17 protein-coding genes are annotated in these 16,427 nt (G+C 69.3%); 9 read left to right on the plus strand and 8 right to left on the minus strand.

The window, feature by feature from the left end; genetic code table 11:
- Positions 1-12: 12 nt before the first annotated feature.
- Complete coding sequence (locus ACYQ78_RS13325) at positions 13-834, minus strand: aminoglycoside phosphotransferase family protein (protein ID WP_459801115.1); 822 nt, start codon at positions 832-834, stop codon at positions 13-15.
- Between the two features lie 64 nt (positions 835-898).
- On the opposite strand from ACYQ78_RS13325, the gene ACYQ78_RS13330 reads away from it, so the two are divergent.
- Genes ACYQ78_RS13330 through ACYQ78_RS13340 form a run of 3 tightly spaced genes read left to right on the plus strand, consistent with a single transcriptional unit; the run spans position 899 to position 3,679 of the window.
- On the plus strand, positions 899-1,972 hold the full coding sequence (locus ACYQ78_RS13330; RefSeq protein WP_459801116.1) for a M16 family metallopeptidase: 1,074 nt from the start codon (positions 899-901) through the stop codon (positions 1,970-1,972).
- A 10-nt stretch (positions 1,973-1,982) separates the two neighbouring features.
- On the plus strand, positions 1,983-2,741 hold the full coding sequence (locus ACYQ78_RS13335; protein ID WP_459801117.1) for a hypothetical protein: 759 nt from the start codon (positions 1,983-1,985) through the stop codon (positions 2,739-2,741).
- A complete protein-coding gene (locus ACYQ78_RS13340; RefSeq protein WP_459801118.1) occupies positions 2,738-3,679 on the plus strand; it encodes a WD40 repeat domain-containing protein in 942 nt (313 codons plus the stop codon). The genes ACYQ78_RS13335 and ACYQ78_RS13340 overlap by 4 nt, the downstream gene beginning before the upstream one ends.
- On the opposite strand, the gene ACYQ78_RS13345 is transcribed toward ACYQ78_RS13340, so the two are convergent.
- Genes ACYQ78_RS13345 through ACYQ78_RS13355 form a run of 3 tightly spaced genes read right to left on the minus strand, consistent with a single transcriptional unit; the run spans position 3,676 to position 5,148 of the window.
- Positions 3,676-4,137, minus strand: coding sequence for a hypothetical protein (locus tag ACYQ78_RS13345; RefSeq protein ID WP_459801119.1), 462 nt, complete (start codon positions 4,135-4,137; stop codon positions 3,676-3,678). The two genes, ACYQ78_RS13340 and ACYQ78_RS13345, sit on opposite strands and share 4 nt — an antisense overlap.
- 54 nt (positions 4,138-4,191) lie before the next feature.
- Entirely contained in the window at positions 4,192-4,662 is a 471-nt protein-coding gene (locus tag ACYQ78_RS13350) for a hypothetical protein (RefSeq protein WP_459801120.1), read from the minus strand.
- A gap of 18 nt (positions 4,663-4,680) precedes the next feature.
- Positions 4,681-5,148 (minus strand): MBL fold metallo-hydrolase, encoded by a 468-nt coding sequence (locus ACYQ78_RS13355; RefSeq protein ID WP_459801121.1) that lies wholly within the window; start codon positions 5,146-5,148, stop codon positions 4,681-4,683.
- A 260-nt stretch (positions 5,149-5,408) separates the two neighbouring features.
- On the opposite strand from ACYQ78_RS13355, the gene ACYQ78_RS13360 reads away from it, so the two are divergent.
- From ACYQ78_RS13360 to ACYQ78_RS13375, 4 genes are all read left to right on the plus strand, one after another.
- Positions 5,409-5,759, plus strand: a complete 351-nt coding sequence (locus ACYQ78_RS13360; RefSeq protein ID WP_459801122.1) for a PRC-barrel domain containing protein — start codon at positions 5,409-5,411, stop codon at positions 5,757-5,759.
- A 128-nt stretch (positions 5,760-5,887) separates the two neighbouring features.
- Positions 5,888-6,109 carry a hypothetical protein gene (locus ACYQ78_RS13365; RefSeq protein ID WP_459801123.1) on the plus strand — a complete coding sequence of 74 codons (222 nt, stop codon included), beginning with the start codon at positions 5,888-5,890 and terminating at the stop codon, positions 6,107-6,109.
- A 42-nt stretch (positions 6,110-6,151) separates the two neighbouring features.
- Positions 6,152-7,369: a PP2C family protein-serine/threonine phosphatase gene (locus ACYQ78_RS13370; RefSeq protein WP_459801124.1), complete on the plus strand. Its 1,218-nt coding sequence runs from the start codon at positions 6,152-6,154 to the stop codon at positions 7,367-7,369.
- Between the two features lie 46 nt (positions 7,370-7,415).
- A complete protein-coding gene (locus ACYQ78_RS13375) occupies positions 7,416-10,559 on the plus strand; it encodes an AAA family ATPase (RefSeq protein ID WP_459801125.1) in 3,144 nt (1,047 codons plus the stop codon).
- On the opposite strand, the gene ACYQ78_RS13380 is transcribed toward ACYQ78_RS13375, so the two are convergent.
- Both ACYQ78_RS13380 and ACYQ78_RS13385 read right to left on the minus strand, forming a co-directional pair.
- On the minus strand, positions 10,525-11,400 hold the full coding sequence (locus ACYQ78_RS13380; RefSeq protein WP_459801126.1) for a bile acid:sodium symporter family protein: 876 nt from the start codon (positions 11,398-11,400) through the stop codon (positions 10,525-10,527). The two genes, ACYQ78_RS13375 and ACYQ78_RS13380, sit on opposite strands and share 35 nt — an antisense overlap.
- A 9-nt stretch (positions 11,401-11,409) precedes the next feature.
- Entirely contained in the window at positions 11,410-11,625 is a 216-nt protein-coding gene (locus ACYQ78_RS13385) for a 2TM domain-containing protein (protein ID WP_459801127.1), read from the minus strand.
- Between the two features lie 110 nt (positions 11,626-11,735).
- On the opposite strand from ACYQ78_RS13385, the gene ACYQ78_RS13390 reads away from it, so the two are divergent.
- Positions 11,736-12,944 (plus strand): MFS transporter, encoded by a 1,209-nt coding sequence (locus tag ACYQ78_RS13390; protein ID WP_459801128.1) that lies wholly within the window; start codon positions 11,736-11,738, stop codon positions 12,942-12,944.
- A gap of 115 nt (positions 12,945-13,059) precedes the next feature.
- Positions 13,060-13,527: a hypothetical protein gene (locus tag ACYQ78_RS13395; protein WP_459801129.1), complete on the plus strand. Its 468-nt coding sequence runs from the start codon at positions 13,060-13,062 to the stop codon at positions 13,525-13,527.
- 73 nt (positions 13,528-13,600) lie between these two features.
- On the opposite strand, the gene ACYQ78_RS13400 is transcribed toward ACYQ78_RS13395, so the two are convergent.
- On the minus strand, positions 13,601-15,832 hold the full coding sequence (locus tag ACYQ78_RS13400) for an esterase-like activity of phytase family protein (protein ID WP_459801130.1): 2,232 nt from the start codon (positions 15,830-15,832) through the stop codon (positions 13,601-13,603).
- 120 nt (positions 15,833-15,952) lie between these two features.
- Positions 15,953-16,381 (minus strand): MEKHLA domain-containing protein, encoded by a 429-nt coding sequence (locus ACYQ78_RS13405; protein ID WP_459801131.1) that lies wholly within the window; start codon positions 16,379-16,381, stop codon positions 15,953-15,955.
- Positions 16,382-16,427: the final 46 nt, after the last annotated feature.

Raw genomic sequence — 16,427 nt, forward strand, 5'->3', positions numbered from 1 at the left:
CCCTGGACCGGGTCACAGCGCCACAAGCGCTCTCTCGGCCCGGTCCAGGGCGGACCCGACCTCTTCGGCGCTCAGGTTCGCCACCGTCCAGGGCAGATATTGGACGGGAATCTGCAGCGCCGCCCACCGGAACCCGAGCTCGACGTCACCGATGCGGTCGCCCGCCGTCTCGAGGTAGATCTGGAAACCCGCCGAATCACGGTCGACCAGATTGGCCAGATCGAGCACCGCCGGCCCGACCCGGCAGCTCCCCCAGTCGATCAGCGTCGCGTCCGGCCCGTCGACCAGCACGTTTCCGGTGTGTACGTCGCCATGAAGCAGGGTTGCAGGCAGCCGCTCCAGCGTCCGGGCGACGGCCGGATGGTCGGCGGCCTCCGCCACGAACGCGGCGGCCCGCCCGGTGACCTGCGGCAACACCCACTCACAGCACAACCGGCGCCACCAGGCCGCGTCGACCACGGGCAGCCCCGAAGGAGGCGCGGCGTGGAAGTGGGCGTGCAGCCGCCCCAGCGACGTGAACAGGTTCGCGGGCGGCTCACCGGAGAGCGGGGTGCCGGAGACGAAGGGGGTGACGAGCCACGGCCCGTCGTCGTCCACGCCCGACGCGATCAGCTCGGGGATCGCGGTCGCGTGGGGCCTGACCTGCTGCGCCGCCGCCAGCCCGGCGACCTCGTGCGCGAACGCGCGCTTCCGCGTGACGTGGATGTCGCGGCCGTCGGCCAGGTGCAGCGTGATCCGCTCGACCCCCGCCGACACCGAACCGCCCGCCAGCGGCCGAACCGACCATCGCTCGACCTCGCCCAGTTCGGCCGTCCACTCAGGTAACCCGGTCATGGCGCCAGCATGCCAGCGGTCACTCACAAGTGAGCCGCAAGACGGGCGGCACAGGCTCGGACGTGTGAAGACGACCGAGATCGTACGCGCCACCCTCGCCAACGGCCTCCGTGTGGTCGTCGAGGAGGATCATTCGGCGCCGGTGGCCGCCGTCGCCGTCCACTACGGCGTCGGGTTCCGGACCGAGACGCCCGATCGGTCGGGGCTCGCCCACCTGCTGGAACATCTGCTGTTCGACCGTGACGGCGTCACCCGGCCCGACTACACCGCCTTCGCCGCCACGACCACCGACCCCGCCCGGCTGATCGCCCGCGAGGCCGCCCGGATGCGCGCGCCCTGGCTCAGTGAGCGGGCCGTCATCGCCCAGACCGCCGTCATCCGCGACGAGATCCTGCGCACGTGGCGGCCGTTCGCACCGCCCCGGCTGGCCTCGGTTCTGTTCGGCACGTTCGCCAACGCCCACGACGGCTACGGCGACCACCTCGCTCTGGAGAGGGTCACCGTCGACGAGTGCGCCGACTTCTTCGACCGCCACTACGCCCCCGGCAACGCCGTGGTGACGGTGGTCGGCGACGTCGCGGCGGGCGAGGTGCTCGACCAGGTCGCAGGGACGTTCGGGGAGATCCCTAGGCGACCCGTCTCCCGGCCGGTCTCGTTGCGGGAGCCGGAGCCGGGGGTGCGCGCGGTGACGTACACCGACCCGAAGGCGGTTCTCCCGGCGCTGGTCGTCGGCTACCGCGCGCCCGCCGAGCCACCTGCCCAGGTGGCGCTGGCGGCACTGGCCGGACTCCTGTCCGTTCCGGCACGGATGGGCAGGTTCGGCCCGCTCGACGCCCGCGACCCGGACATGTGGATCGCGACGCTCCCCGAGCAGGGCCTGGCCGCGTTCGACGACGAGCTCGAATCGATCGGCCTCTTCGGCCCCTCCGATGATCGACTCCGGATCGGCCGATCGGTGGAGGACCACGAGCACCGGGCCCGCACCCTCGGCCGCGACGAGCTGCTGTGGGGTGACCCCGGCCTGACGGCCCGCCTGCCCGGCCTGTTCGCCGACCTCACCGCCGCCGACGTGGCCGCCGCCGCCCGGTCGCTTCGGCCCGATTCGCGGGCCCTGCTGACGGTTCTCCCGCCTGGCTAAGATCATCGCCGTGACGAGAAGACGACTGGCGGCGTCGGTCGTCGCGATCTACGGTGCCGTGTGCCTGTTCCTGCTGGTCACAGGCAGCCCGTCGGCGTTGTCCGCCGTGACGCTCGGCGGGGCCCGCTGGACCACCGGCGAGGTCCACTGGGCGGCGTCACTCGCGCTGGTCGTGCCCGCCGGCCTCCACGGCCTGCTGCTCTGGTGGCTGATCCAGGCCCCCAGCCTGACCTCCGGCCGTCAGCGGGTGCTGCGCGGCTTCATCTACGCCGAAATCGTCATCGTCACGGTGTTCGCCGGCCTGCTGGACGAGGGTGGCGAATGGATCACCATCGTCGCCGGCCTGCCCGTGCTCGTGCTGCTGCCCTTCGCGCTGCACCAGGTGCCGATGCTGGAGCGGCAGCTCGTGGCCCTGTGCGGGCTGCTGGGAACGCTGCCCCTGCCGTTCACGGAACCGCTCCTTCTCGCCTGGGGGCTGGAGATCTTCGTCAGGCCGCTGCTCCAGCGCTGGTGGAGCCCGCTGACCTGCGGCCTGGGCCTGGCCGCGATCCTCTCCGCGATGGGCCCGTCGGTGATCACCGACCTCTGGGACCGGGCCGAGGTCGCCGACCTGCTCGGCGCGGTGAACGTCGTGTACGCGCTGTGGCTGGTCCGGCTCGCCTACGAGTTGACCGACCGCCAGGATTCGTATCCGACCTGTGACGAACCGGCCCCCGGGTCCCCGCATCCAACGATGCAACGGGGAACACAACCAGGGGGTAAAGAATGAAGATCAGGATTCTGGTCGCGCTCGCGGCGATGGCGACCGCCGTCGTGGCGCTGCCGGGCACCGCGCAGGCCGCGCCACACCACGGGGACAGCATCCGCTACGCCTCGGCGAAGGCCTGCAAGGTCAAGAAGGCCGTCTTCCCGTGCGGGAACTGGCGGCTGGTCACCCACCACGGCGAGATCGTCCAGCTCAAGGACGCCCAGGTCGACGCGCTCGACGCCAAGGGCAAGCCGGTCGGCTTCGCCACCGCGCCGATCGCGATCAGCGGCAACGGGCAGAAGATCGCCTACTTCACCCGGAACGGCCGCGTCGCCGTCCGCACCTTCAAGGGCGGCGTCACCCTGCTGCCGAAGAACACGCTGCCCAAGAACACCGTCCAGTACAACGTCTGGTTCCGGCTGTCCGACGACGGCTCCACCCTCCTCGTCGGCGACACCCGCGAGAGGATCTACGACACGTCCACCGGCGAGCGTCTCGGCATGCTGCCGAGCAAGCGCGACTTCCTCGGCTTCAGCGGCGACGGCGGAGAGGTGCTGACCCGCTCCGACGACGAGAGGTTCCTCGTGTACGACCGCTCGGCCCGCCTCCTTCGCCAGGGCCGTGGCGCCGACGCGATCTCGGGCTACGGCCCCCACGCCCTCAACGGCGACGCCAGGACCCTGGCCACTCTGAGGTCCGACCGCGAGATCGTCGTCTCCGACCTGGACACCGGCGAGGTCGAGGGGAAGAAGCCGATCAAGCTGCCCAAGGGCGGCACCGTCGAGATGTTCGACTGGACCGGCTCCCACCAGGTCACCCTGCACGTCTCCCAGAACCTGGCGAAGGTCCCGACCCGGATGACCATCCTCCAGCACGACACCCGCACCGGCGTGACCAAGGTCCGCGACCGCTACGACATCCTGAAGGACACCTACACCTACGCCGCCTGCGGCGGCTAACGAACCACCCTCGCCTTGCCGAGCTGCTTGATCGTCACCGGATCGGTCCCCGCGGGAAGATCGCCGGCCTTCAACGGGCCCTTGCCCTTGGCCACCCCGATGTTCCCCGAGCAACTCCCGGTCGTAAGCAGGCCATTGTTCTTGTAGGCGAAAACGAGATACCGGGCGCCGCGTGCGAACTTCACCCCGCACGCGGCGCTCTGCGTGTTGGTCCCGACCTTGACGACGACCTTCGGCCTGCCCTTGTAGGCGTGGTCGGCCCGGAAGGTGTAGACGTTCTTCCCCGTGAGATCGGCGGCGGCCCGGAAGCCGGTGACCGTGCCGGTGAAGACGACCGAGGCGTTCTGCACCCGCTCCTTCACCGGACTCAGGGCGCACTTACAGGCGTAGGCGGGCATGGACGAGAAGACGATGGTCCCCGCGGTGAGCGCGAGGACGACGAGGATACGACGCCACATGCCCCTGAAACGGAACCGGTGATCAATCGGTTCGGCCCCGGCACGACAGGGGGCTCAAACGCCGGCCAGCTCGTCTTCCGCCGCTTCCAGGCCGACAAGCTTGGCGCGGACGCGCCGTTCTCTGTTCGTTTCATCTTCGTCGACACTCTGGATGACAGTGTTGAGAAAATCCTCAAACGCACCGTCCAGGCTGTTGTGCACGGTCACGCGTGACCAGTGAGTGATCTTGTCGTCTCTGGCAAGCGCCATAACCGCTTCTTTGCCGACGAACGAAGACTCGACGAACTGATGCATCTCATCCAGTGAGACGAATTTTATGTCTTTGATCTTGATGGCATCCTCATCCGAGAGGCAGAGATATGCCCAGGCGGAGGTGCCTTTCGGCGTTTCCATGACCTGCGTGAACAGGACGGAGCATTCGTGGAGCTGGAAGGTTCCTGTCAGCGGGATCTCATACTCATGCCATACGTCGAGAATCTGCGCATCCGGCTTCGGACTCCACGGACGCTGTCCCCGCTTGATCATTGAGTCTAGATTCACCGCTTACCTCCCTTCCGCACCGTACTCATTGAAGCACTTCTCGAAGTTCTCGGACACCCCTGGCGGCCAGGGTATCCGCTGCTCAATGACAGGGTCACCCTCGTCCCACAGGACGGAAATATGGCTATGCGACTCTCCGCAGACGGCAACGACGGCGCCTGGCGTGTGGACCACCACGAAGCCGCCACCCCGTAAGAGCCCAGCAGTCGTGTACCTTACGGCAGCCATCTCAAGATCTCCAGGGAATACCCCGTTTTTGCGTTTACGAAAACGATATTCGGTCGCTTCGAGAAGCGTAAGCTTTCCCGTCAAAAGCGACATTTCGCGCTCCATGTCGTAGCGTGGAGCGTTCCTGAAAATCCCGTCACGGGAGTGATGCGTAAGTATGACGTCATCATGGATGCAGGTCGCGGGATCAAGGGTCGCCCCACAGAGCCTGCTCCGCACGTATTCCAAGGTCGGCTCCGGCATAACGCAAAAGTATCCCCATGAATGACCACTGTCATGAGATCCGAACAATCATCGATCGAGCGGCTTTTAGGGACGTTCCATGAAGTCTGTTTTGCGATACCCCATTCTGTTCATAAGGTTATTTGCGCATTAACGGCCGCGCCAACCAATTTGCGGCTTTCATCCCGATGGTCCACGTCCTAGACGAGATCGTCGGAGCTCATGTTTGGGGGTCCTCTCACGGGTAGCGGCACTGTCAGCAGCCAATGAGAGGGGCTTACATGTACGAGCCGTGGAGCTACCAAGAGGGCGTCGTCTCCGGCGCCGGGGTCAGCGTGATCGGCTTCGACGTCGAAGCCGTCGATGGCAAGATCGGCGAGGTCGACGAGCAGAGCGATGCCGTCGGCGACGCCTACATCGTGGTCGACACGGGCTTCTGGATCTTCGGCAAGAAGGTCATCATGCCCGCCGCCACGATCACCGAGATCGACCCCCAGCAGCGCAAGGTCTTCCTCGCCCGTACGAAGGAAGAGATCAAGAACGCCCCCGAGTTCAACGAGGACACCCACAAGGACCCGGCGTACCGCGAGCAGGTCGGCAACTACTACACCGGCTACCACCAACTCCCGTAACGCGAAAGCGGCCCGCATCCGGCGTTCGGCGACAGGGGGTTCCCGAACGCCCGGGTGCGGGCTTTCGCATACGCGGCTTTTGTTCGAAGAGGCGGTAGAGGGCAGGCCGATCGGGGCATGGCGGGCCCATGGGCGGACAAGCGCACGGTCGTCCCCGCTCGTGGATCTACGTCGGCGTCTTCCTGGCCGTGTTCATCCTGGGCGGCGTCGGTCTCGTCATCGGCTCGCCGCCGCTGTTCTGGGGCTGTCTGGTGGTGGTGATCCTCCTGCTCCCCGTGGGGAAACTGATCGGGGTCATGGACGACACCGTCATGGGCCCCACCGACCCCGAGGAACCCGGCCACGGGTAGTGGTCGTTTTCGCAGATCACCGGGGGGTAAATCGGAAGAATCATGTCTTCTGCGGGCATTGAGCGGATGCTGGCCGGCCTGATCGAGAGCAGTCACCTGCGCACCGTCGACGATCTGCCGGGGCTTCTGGCCGTCCACACCCCGCAGGCCGGGTTCGCCCAGGTCCTGATCTACCTGGCCGACCTGCAGCAGCAGGTCATGCGCCTGCTGAAGGGGCCCGGCACCGACGGCGCGCCGGAGGAGCTGGAGGTCGAGCGCGGCACACCCGGCCGCGCCTTCCAGGAGATCCGCACCCTGCCCGGCGACTCCGGGTTCTGGTGGGTGCCGATCCTCAACGGCACCAACCGCCTCGGCGTGCTGCGGGTGCGCATGGACGACCTGCCGCTCGACCACGCCACCGCCCGCCACCTGTCGTCGGTGATCGCCCTGCTGCTGGTGAGCATGCGCAACTACAGCGACACCTTCGCCCGGACGATCCGCACCCGCGAGATGAACGTCGCCGCCGAGATGCAGTGGCGTCTCATCCCGCCGCTGACCTTCGCCAACGACCGGGTGACGGTCTCGGCCGTGCTCGAACCGGCCTACGAGGTGGGCGGCGACGCCTTCGACTACGCGATCGCCGGTGACGTGCTGCACGTCGCCGTCTTCGACGCGATGGGGCACGACGTCTCGGCCGGGCTGACGGCCAACCTGGCGATGGCGGCCTGCCGCAACAACCGCCGCCAGGACTACCCGCTGGCCCGCAACAGCGAGGACATCGAAAACGTGCTGATCGCCGAGTTCGGCCGGGCGCAGCGGTTCGTGACGGCGATCATGGGCGACCTCGATCTGAACACGGGCCTGTTCCGCTGGGTCAACCGTGGCCATCCGCCGCCGATCCTGCTGCGCGGCGGGCGCTGGATCACCACGCTCGAATGCCTGCCCGCCCATCCGATGGGGCTCGACCTGGGGCTGTCGGTGACGACCTGCCACGAGCAGCTGGAGGCCGGTGACCGGCTGATCTTCTACACCGACGGGATCACCGAGATCCGCGACGCGTCCGGCCGTGAGTTCGGCGTGCACCGGTTCATGGAGTTCGTGATGCGGAACCAGTCGAGCGGCCTGCCGGTGCCCGAGACGCTGCGACGGCTGATCCAGGCCGTGCTGGGCTATCACCGGGGTGTGCTGCGCGACGACGCGACCGTCGTCCTGGTCGAGTGGAAGGGCCCGGAGACCGACAGGGAGCTCGAAACCGCCGACTGGCCCATTCCCCGGAGCTGAATAGACTCGGATCGCATCCATTCCGCCCATTCAGGAGCCGACAGACGTGACCGGGCGAGCCCGACCCGACGCCGGTTCGCTGCGCGTGCAGATCCTCGGCCCGTTGCGGTTGTGGCGCGAGGGCGTCGAGCTCGACGTCGGTCCCCGGCAGCAGGCGCAGCTCCTCGCTCTGCTGGTGGCGCGGGCGGGCCGTCCGGTCAGCACGCGGGAGCTGATCGACCTGATCTGGGCCGACGACGCCCCCGCGAGCGCGCTCAACATCATCCACAAGTACGTCGGGGCGCTCCGGCGGGTGCTCGAACCCTCGGTCGCCGCCCGTGCGGCCGGGACCTACCTGCACCGGCGCGGCGACGCCTACGTGTTCACCGCGGGCTCCGGCGCGCTCGACCTGCTCGCGTTCCGCGAACTTCTCGGCTCGGCCCGGAACGCGCTCGCCCGAGGGGCCCGTGAGGTGGCGCTCGACCACTACGTCGAGGCGCTCGGCCTGTGGCACGGCTCCGCCGGGGACGGGCTCTCCTTCGGGGCGCCCGCGACCCCGATCCTGTCGTCCCTCGACGACGAGTTCCACGCCGCCTGCGGGGTGGCGGCCGACCTGGCCGTGTCGTTGCGGCAATCCGACCGGGTGATCCCCCCACTGCGGCTCGCCGCGTCGATGGCGCTGTTCCACGAACCCGTACACGCCGGTCTGATCACCGCTCTCGGTGCGGCCGGGCGGCAGGCGGAGGCGCTGGCGGCGTTCCAGGCGGTGCGCGACCGGCTGGCCGAGGAGCTCGGCATCGACCCCGGCCCGGCGTTGCAGGCCGCTCACCTGCGCGTCCTGGCCCAGGAACCGGGAGCGCCGGAGGGCGACCCCGCCCCGGCGCGGCCGGACGGCGGGCTGGTCGGGCGGCGCGAGGAACTCGGGGCGCTGCGGCAGGCCATCGAGGCGGCGCTCGGCGGGCGCACCGGGCTCGGGATCGTCCAGGGCGAGCCGGGGTCGGGCAAGACACGCCTGCTGGAGGAGGCCGCGGCCGTCGCGGCCGGGCGGGGCGCGCTCGTCGTCTGGGCCTCCTGCCTGGAGGGCGACGGGACACCGTCGATGTGGCCGTGGGAGCAGGCGCTCACCACCGTCCTCGACAGCCTGCCCGCCGCCGCGCGCGAGAAGTGGCGGTCGGGCGAGCTCGGCCGCCTCCTCGAATCCCGTGACGACGAGGCGCCCGCCGCCGGAGGCAACCAGTTCCGGCTGTTCGAGCAGGTCGTCACCGTCATCGGCCAGGCGTCGGCCGCGCGGCCGACGCTGCTGGTCATGGACGACCTCCAGTGGATCGACGCCGCCTCGCTCCAGCTCTTCGGCCACCTGACGGGCCGCCTGCCCCAGGGCACCGTGATCATCGGGGCCCTGCGCGACCGCGCGCCCACACCCGGCTCCGACCTGTCGCGGATCCTGGCCGCCGCCAGCCGCCTGCCCAACCACCGCAGAGTCCGGCTCGGCCCGCTCGGCCCGGCCGAGGTCGCCGAGCTGATCCGCCGTGAGACCGGCCGCGAACCGAGCGAGGACGTCGCCCACACCATCCACGAGCGCACCGCGGGCAACCCCTTCTTCGTCCGCGAGCTGTCCCGGCTGCTCGGCGACCGGGGCACGCTCGACGCCGGGGTGCCCTCGACCGTGCGCGACGTCGTCCGCGACCGCATGGCGGGCCTCGACGACGGCACCGTCGACCTGCTGCGGGCCGCCGCGCTGATCGGCCGCGACGTCGATCTCGCCCTGCTCGCCCGCGCCACCGGCGTCCACGTCGCCGACTGCCTGGAGCGGCTCGAACCGCTGCGCGCGCTGGGCCTGTTCGACACCGCGCCGGAAGACCCGTTCTCGTGGCGCTTCGCGCACGACCTGGTCCGCGAGTCGGTGACCGAGACGACCGAACAGTGGCGGGCCGTCCGGCTGCACCTGAAGGTCGCCGACGCGCTGGAGGAGAACCCCGGCGACGACGACTCCGTCACCGAACGCCTGGCCTTCCACCTGTGGGCGGCCTCGCCGCTCGCCGACCCGGTCCGTACCGTGGAGGCGTTGAAGCGCGCCGGGCGGCGCGCGACGACCAAGCTGGCCTTCGCCGCCGCCGACCGGCATCTCCAGTCGGCCGCGCAGATCGCCCGGACCGCCGGGCTCCCGGAGCTCGAACTGTCGGCGCTGTCGCTGCTCGCCATCGCCCCGCGCCGCCAGGCGGGATTCGGCGGTACCACCTTCGACCTGCTGGAACGCGCCGAACTGCTGGCCCGCCAGCTCGGCCGCGACGTCGAGGCCGCCGGGCTCCTGTTCGCCCGCCTGTTCGGCGCCTACACCTTCCTCGAATGGGACCGCCTGCGCCTGGTCCGCCGCCTCTACGACCAGGGGAACGCCTCCACCGACCCGGTCGTCCGCGTCTACGGCCTCCAGGCCTGGGGCCTGCACCAATGGGACATCGGCAACATCGGCGAGGCCTACCGGTGCTTCAGCGAGAACGACCCCGCCCTCCTCGAAGGGGTCGTCTCCTCCCACAGTGAGACGCCGATCAGGCGGGACGTCTCGGGCGAGTGGCCCGGCTGGCTGGCCGTCATGACGGCCATGCACGGCGACGCCGCCAAGGCCGGCACCATGATCGACAAGTGGAACGGCCCCGAAGACCCCTTCGCCGTCGCGACCTGGGCCTACTACACCGCCATGATCGGCTCGATGGCCGGCGACGCCGCCTGGGTGCTGCGCACGATCACCCGCTGGACGGCCGTGGGAACCGGCCGTACCGCCGCCCAGCCGGAGATCTACATCCGGCTGAACTGGTATTGGGCCCGCGCCCTCACCGGCGACGACCCGGCGGGCGTCGCGGCCGAGGCCGAGCGGCTGCTCGACGCGTCGCTGGTCGACCCGCCGCGCTTCGGCGTCGCCTACCACCACGCGCTGCTCGCCGACATGTGGCTGGCCGCCGGGCTGCCCGATCGGGCGGGCATCGCCCTCGACCGGGCCGAGGCGGCACTGGAGTCCTACGGCCAGCGCTACGCCGAGAGCCTGGTCCTGCTGCTGCGAGCCCGCCTGCTCGAAGCGCGGGGCGCCCCCGCCGACGTCGTGCGGGCCGCCGCGGTGCAGGCCCGCGACCTGGCCGGGGATCGTGGGGCCCATCTGTTCGCCCGCCGCGCCGAGGCCTTCCTCACTCGATCGGGACCGGCTCCCTCCGCCGGGTGATCAGCCAGCCGAACCCGGCGGCCGTGAAGAACATGACGACGCCATACACCGCGGCCGGGATGGCGATCACGGCGCTGTTCAGCAGCGCCGGGCTCAGCGCGATGGTCATGGCGAGCGCGGTGTTGTGAATGCCGATCTCGAACCCGGCCGCGGTCGCCTCCCTGTGCTCGACGCCCGCCAGCCGGGGCACGCCGTAGCCGACCAGCATGCTCACCAGGTTGAAGACCAGGGTCGCCAGCCCGACCACGACGAAGTAGTCGAGAAGCTCGGCCCGCTCCCCGTGCAGCACGACCGCGATGACCGTGACCAGCACCACCACCGACAGCACCCGTACGGGAAGGTCGAGCCGCCGTGCCACCCCCGGCACCAGCGCGCGCACCAGCATCCCGGCCGCGACCGGCCCGACCACCATCACGACGACCTGCTGGAGCTTGTCGACCTGGAGCCCGAGGGCCGCTCCGCCGGGGAGGAGGTACCCGGCGGAGAGGTTCACCACGATCGGCAGGGTGACCACGACCAGCAGCGAGTTGACCGCGGTCAGCGTGACGTTCAGCGCGACGTTCCCGCCGAACAGGTGGCTGAACAGGTTGGCCGAGGGGCCGCCCGGTGACGCCGCGACCAGCATCAGCCCGACCGCCAGCTCGGGCGGGAGCCCGAAGAGGAGCACCAGCCCGAAGCAGACCACCGGCAGCACGACGATCTGGCACAGCAGCGCCACCACCGCCGCCTTCGGATAGTGCGCCACCCGCCGGAAGTCGTCGAGAGTCAGCGACAGACCCAGGCCGAGCATGACGATGCCGAGAGCGTAGGGAAGGGCGGCCAGGACCAAGGGTGAATCCATCGCCGGATATTACTGCGCGGTGTTCGATTTGGGCGGCGCGTAGACGGCCCAGAAGTGGAAGGCGAGCCCGATGCCCCAGAACACGATCGACCACATGGGCCAGAAGAAGTTGTCCGAGTCGTAGAGCCGCCACACGATGACCTGCGCCACGTTGGCCAGGACGTAGGAGAGCAGGTGGACCCGCAGGCCCCATTTCTTGGCGCTTTCGCTTTTCTCGGTTTTCATGTCCGCAGGTTAGGCCGGGCCACTTACTCAAGAGTGAATCGCCCGTTCAGTAGGCGTCCACAGGCCACCGCCAACAATGGCCGGGAGAATCCCCCGTGGAAAGAGCGCCGATGCACACCCGAGCTTACGAAGGCCAATGCGTCGCAGAAGAGAAGCGGCACACCCCCCACACCCGCAGACCCGGGCCCACCCTGTTCGCACTGGCGCTGGGCACGTTCGCGATCGGCACCGGCGAGTTCGGCAGCAACGGCATCATCCAGCTCTTCGCCGCCGACCTGGGCGTGTCGATCCCCACCGCCACCCACGCGATCACCGCCTACGCCTTCGGCGTGGTCATCGGCTCCCCGGCCATCACCCTGCTGGCGGCCCGCGTCAACCGGCGCACCCTGCTGCTCGGCCTGGTCGCGCTGTTCCTGGCCGGCAACGTGCTGTCGGCGCTGGCGCCGAACATCCCGCTGCTCGTCGCCGCCCGGTTCGTCACCGGCAGTGTGCAGGGCGCGTTCTTCGGCGCGGGCGCCGTCGTCGCCGCTTACGTGTACGGCCCCGGCAAGGGCGGCAAGGCGTTCGCCACCGTGATGGGCGGCCTCACCATCGCCACCATCGCGGGCTCGCCATTAGGTACTTTCATCGGCCAGCACGCCGGATGGCGCGCCCTCTACTGGACCGTCGTCGTCATCGGCCTGGCCGCCGGAGCCGCCCTGGTCGCCTGGCTCCCCCGCACCGACGACCTGCACGGCAGCCCGATCAGCAACGAACTGCACGGCCTGCGCCGCCTCGACGTCTGGGTGACCTTCGCCGTCGCGGCGCTCGGCATCTCCAGCATCTTCGCCGTCTACACGTTCATCGGCCCGTTCGTCACCGACGCGGCCGGCCGCGACCCCGCGCTCATCCCGGTCGCCCTGGCCGTCTTCGGCCTCGGCATGGCGGTCGGCAACCACCTGGGCGGCCGGGTCGCCGACCGCTACGAACACCGGGGCCTGACCTGGGGATACGGCGGCGTGCTCGCCCTGCTCGTGCTGATCGGCGTGGCCGGTGACGACCTGCCGATCCTGATGGTCTGCCTGTTCGGCGTCGGCGCGACCATGATGTTCGCGATCCCCACCATCCAGGTCAGGCTGACCGGCCTGGCCCCCGACGCCCCGACCCTGATGGGCGCCCTCAACCTGGCCGCCCTCAACCTGGCCAACTCCCTCGGCGCAGTGGGCGGCGCCATCACCCTCGAAGCGGGCTGGGGCACCCTGTCGACCGTCTGGGCGGGCTTCGCCCTGACCACCGCCGGTCTGCTCCTGTACGTGGTCAGCGCCCGCAGAAGGCCCTGAATGTGCCGTTGTACGTGCTGCGTATTCGTCCACAGAGCGACGGCTTCCGTCTTCCTAACGTAAGCGGTGTCCGGAGATGAGCAGCATCCCCGGAACACACCCGGAGGACAGATAAATGCGCAAGCTTCACGGCCTTCTCGCCGGTACCGCCCTCGCCACCGCGATGCTCGCCGGCGCCATGGCCGCCCCCGCGACCGCCAGCGCCACCACCTCGACCGGCACCGTCGCGGCGGCCTCGTCCAAGCACTTCTTCGGCCCGTACTACTCGCACTGGGGCGACAAGTTCGAGAAGAGCCACAAGTCCTACTTCAAGGGCTACTGGACCAACACCGGCGGCCAGTACTGGTTCTACGGCGACGTCTTCGACACCGACCGCGACCGCCAGTGGACCTACATCTGGTACCGCTACACCGACAAGTTCGGCAAGAGCCACCAGAAGTTCTTCAAGAACGACTCCTTCGGCCACGGCCACTTCAACAAGTTCTTCGGCTTCAAGAAGGGCTTCGTGAAGGACGTCGACTTCCGCGTCTGCGAAGGCATCAACAAGTTCGACGACTGCGGCGGCTGGAACGACGCGTTCTAAAGGAAGCCCGCGATGTACAAAGCCCAGGCCATCGAGGAGATGACCTGGGCTTCGCCCTGTTCGTACAGGAGGGCTAGCCGCGCAGGCCCGGGATGTCGATGACGATCACTTCGGTGTCGTCGGCGCGGCCCGGGATGCGGCCGTCGTTGCCGGGGAAGTTGTTGTCGTTGGCCACGACGACGCGGTCACCCGACAGCGGCAGGACCGACTCGACCGACTGGAGCGGGAAGGAGAACTTGGCTCCGACGCCGTACTCGTTCGGGCGGGCGGGGGTCGAGACGCCATTCGGGTCGGCGAGGTACATCAGGTCGACGGCGGTGTGGCGCGGGAGGACGCCGTTCGCGTCGGCCTTGGTGAGGTCGGTGACGATGAGCTTCTTGACGAACGAGGTCTGGCCCATGCCGTTGTCGCGCTCGATCAGCAGCAGGCGCTTGCCGTCGAGCACCTGCGCGTCGCCGACGAACAGGCCCGGGTCGTCGACCCGGAAGGTCCAGGTCTTGCCGGTGTAGGCGTTGGTGCGGACGTCGAACTCGTACACGATGCGACGGCGCTGGTCGGCGTCGTTGATCTTGGCGCGCTCGAGGATCGGGTAGAGGGTCCAGCCGTCCTCGCTGGCGGCCATGGCCTCGAAGCCGCCGCTGCCGGGCAGGGTCGGGGCCTCGCCGGGGGCGAGCTCGTTCGAGGCGGGCGACTTGGTGCCGTCGAACAGGGGGATCGGGGCGCGCAGGACCTTGCCGGTCTTGTCGACGTTCACCAGGTAGGGGCCGAACTCGTCACCGATCCAGAGGGTGCCGTTGGCGTCCCACTGGAGCGACTCGATGTCGAAGTCGGCGCCGGTCAGCAGGCGCTCGGGGGTGTTGCCGTTGACGATCGCGAACGGCACCTTGTGGTCGGGGTCGCGGAAGCTGATGTGGCTCTTGATCCCGATCTGGCCCGTCTTGTAGTCGGGCTCGATGTAGTACGCGCGCAGCAGGAAGTCGGCCGAGTTGTCCTTGGCGCCGAAGCCGTTGTCGGGCATGGCGAGCAGGCGGTTGGCGTTCTTCGAACCGCGGGCGTTCGGGATGACCGCGGAGAAGCCGGGGATCGGCTGGCCGGGGAACGGCGGGGTGATGCCGTTGACCGGGGTCTTCGCCAGCAGCGTGCCGGAGATCGGGCCGGGCTGGTAGTCGGTCGCCGACAGGATCGCCCGGTCGCGCAGGGTGGCCTCGTCGGGGACGTTCACGCTGAGCTCGTACAGGCGGGTGACCTGGCCGGCGGAGTTGTTGTCGTCGGAGATCAGGTAGACGAGGCGGGTGTCGTCGTCGAGACGGTCGCCGAGCGCCATGCCCTCGATGTTGTCGAGCAGCGGGTTGGGCTGCACCGACGGGTTGGTCGCGCCGGAGGCCGGGCAGTTCACCAGGTCGGCGAGCAGCGTCTTGCCGGCCCAGCCGCGCGGGTCGGTCAGCGTCGCCAGCGAGGCGACGTCGGTGACGTCGGGCAGGCCGGTGAGCGAGACGCGGTAGATGCGGACCGTGTTGCCGACGCCGGCGGTGAAGCCGCGCTCCATCGACAGGAACTGGTCCTTGCCGAGGGCGACCAGCTCGACCAGGCCGAGGTTCGGGTCGGTCTTGTACGCGTACTGCGCGACCGGCGCGTAGTTCCCGCCGGGCGTGCCCTCGTAGCGCAGGATCCGCTGGCGGCCGGCGCCGTTGGCCTCGCGGCCGTCGGCGGTCAGGGCGCCTTCCATGCCGGCGTACAGGGACTTGCCGTCGGCGGTGGTGGTCAGGGCCTCGAAGGCGAGGTTGACCGGCGACTCACCGGCGGGCGTGATCCGGAAGCGGGCCGGCACGTCGAACGAGGCGACCTGCTTGCCGTCCGACAGGCGGAAGCGGCGGATCGACGGCTCGGTCTCCGAGCTGGCCAGGATGGTGTGGCCGTGGGGCTCGACGACGAGACCCTCGCCGTCGAAGTCGGTGCCGTTGTAGGCGGTCCCGTCGGGGCGGCGCAGAATCGTCATGTCGACGACCTGGGCGTCGTCACCGTCGAGGGCGACGTCGTAGACACGGGCCGGGACGGTGCCGGTGTTGTCCGACAGGGCCAGCGCGCGGTCGTCGCGCAGCAGCCCGATGGCGGACAGACCGCCGACCGGCGTGCCCTCGAACGTCTTCTTGTTCAGGCCGTCGGTGAAGCCGCGCAGGCCCACGTCGGCCGAGCAGGGGGCGCCGAGATCTGAAGTCGCCGCGCCGGCCGCGGGAACCGTCACGCCGAGCATGCCGACGACCGACGCCGCGGCGAGGGCCAGGGCGGGCCACCTTGTGCTGCGCACAAGTACCTCCGAAAAGTTCTGTTATGCGGGGGTGGGGCACCCGCTAGGGACGAGCGAAGTGCCCGCAACCCGCCAACGCAGAACACCTGGTCGAACGCATCATGAATATCTGCGATCCCATCAGGCGTCCCGCCAGCCGCGATAGGTCGCCGCCTGCCCCACGAGCCGCCCGCCCTCGACCAGGTTCCACATGGTGACGTCCTCGATCCAGAAGCGGCGCCCCGACTTGGCGATGCGCAGGCCCCGGTAGCCCGTCGCGAAACCGTCGCGATGCACGGCGTCGATGAGCTCTTGGCGGTCCTCGCGCCGGTCGGGCTCCGCCGACAGGCGGGAGGGCATGCCGACGAGCTCGGCCCAGTCGTATTCGAAACAGCGCTGGGCGGTGAGGTTCGCGTAGGTGAAACGCGGGTCGTCGGTCGCGTCGTGCGCCAGTACGCAGAAAGGCGCGTCTTCGTAGAGCCAGGCCGCCGTGGCGTCGGGGCCGCCAAGCGGGGTGCCGACGAGGCGGAGGTGGCTGTCGGCCAGCAGATCAAAGAACTCTGTATTCATTACAGTTCCTATAATGCATTAAATACGGTCAGGCATTTCCAAGTCC

Source organism: Herbidospora sp. RD11066 (assembly GCF_054661255.1).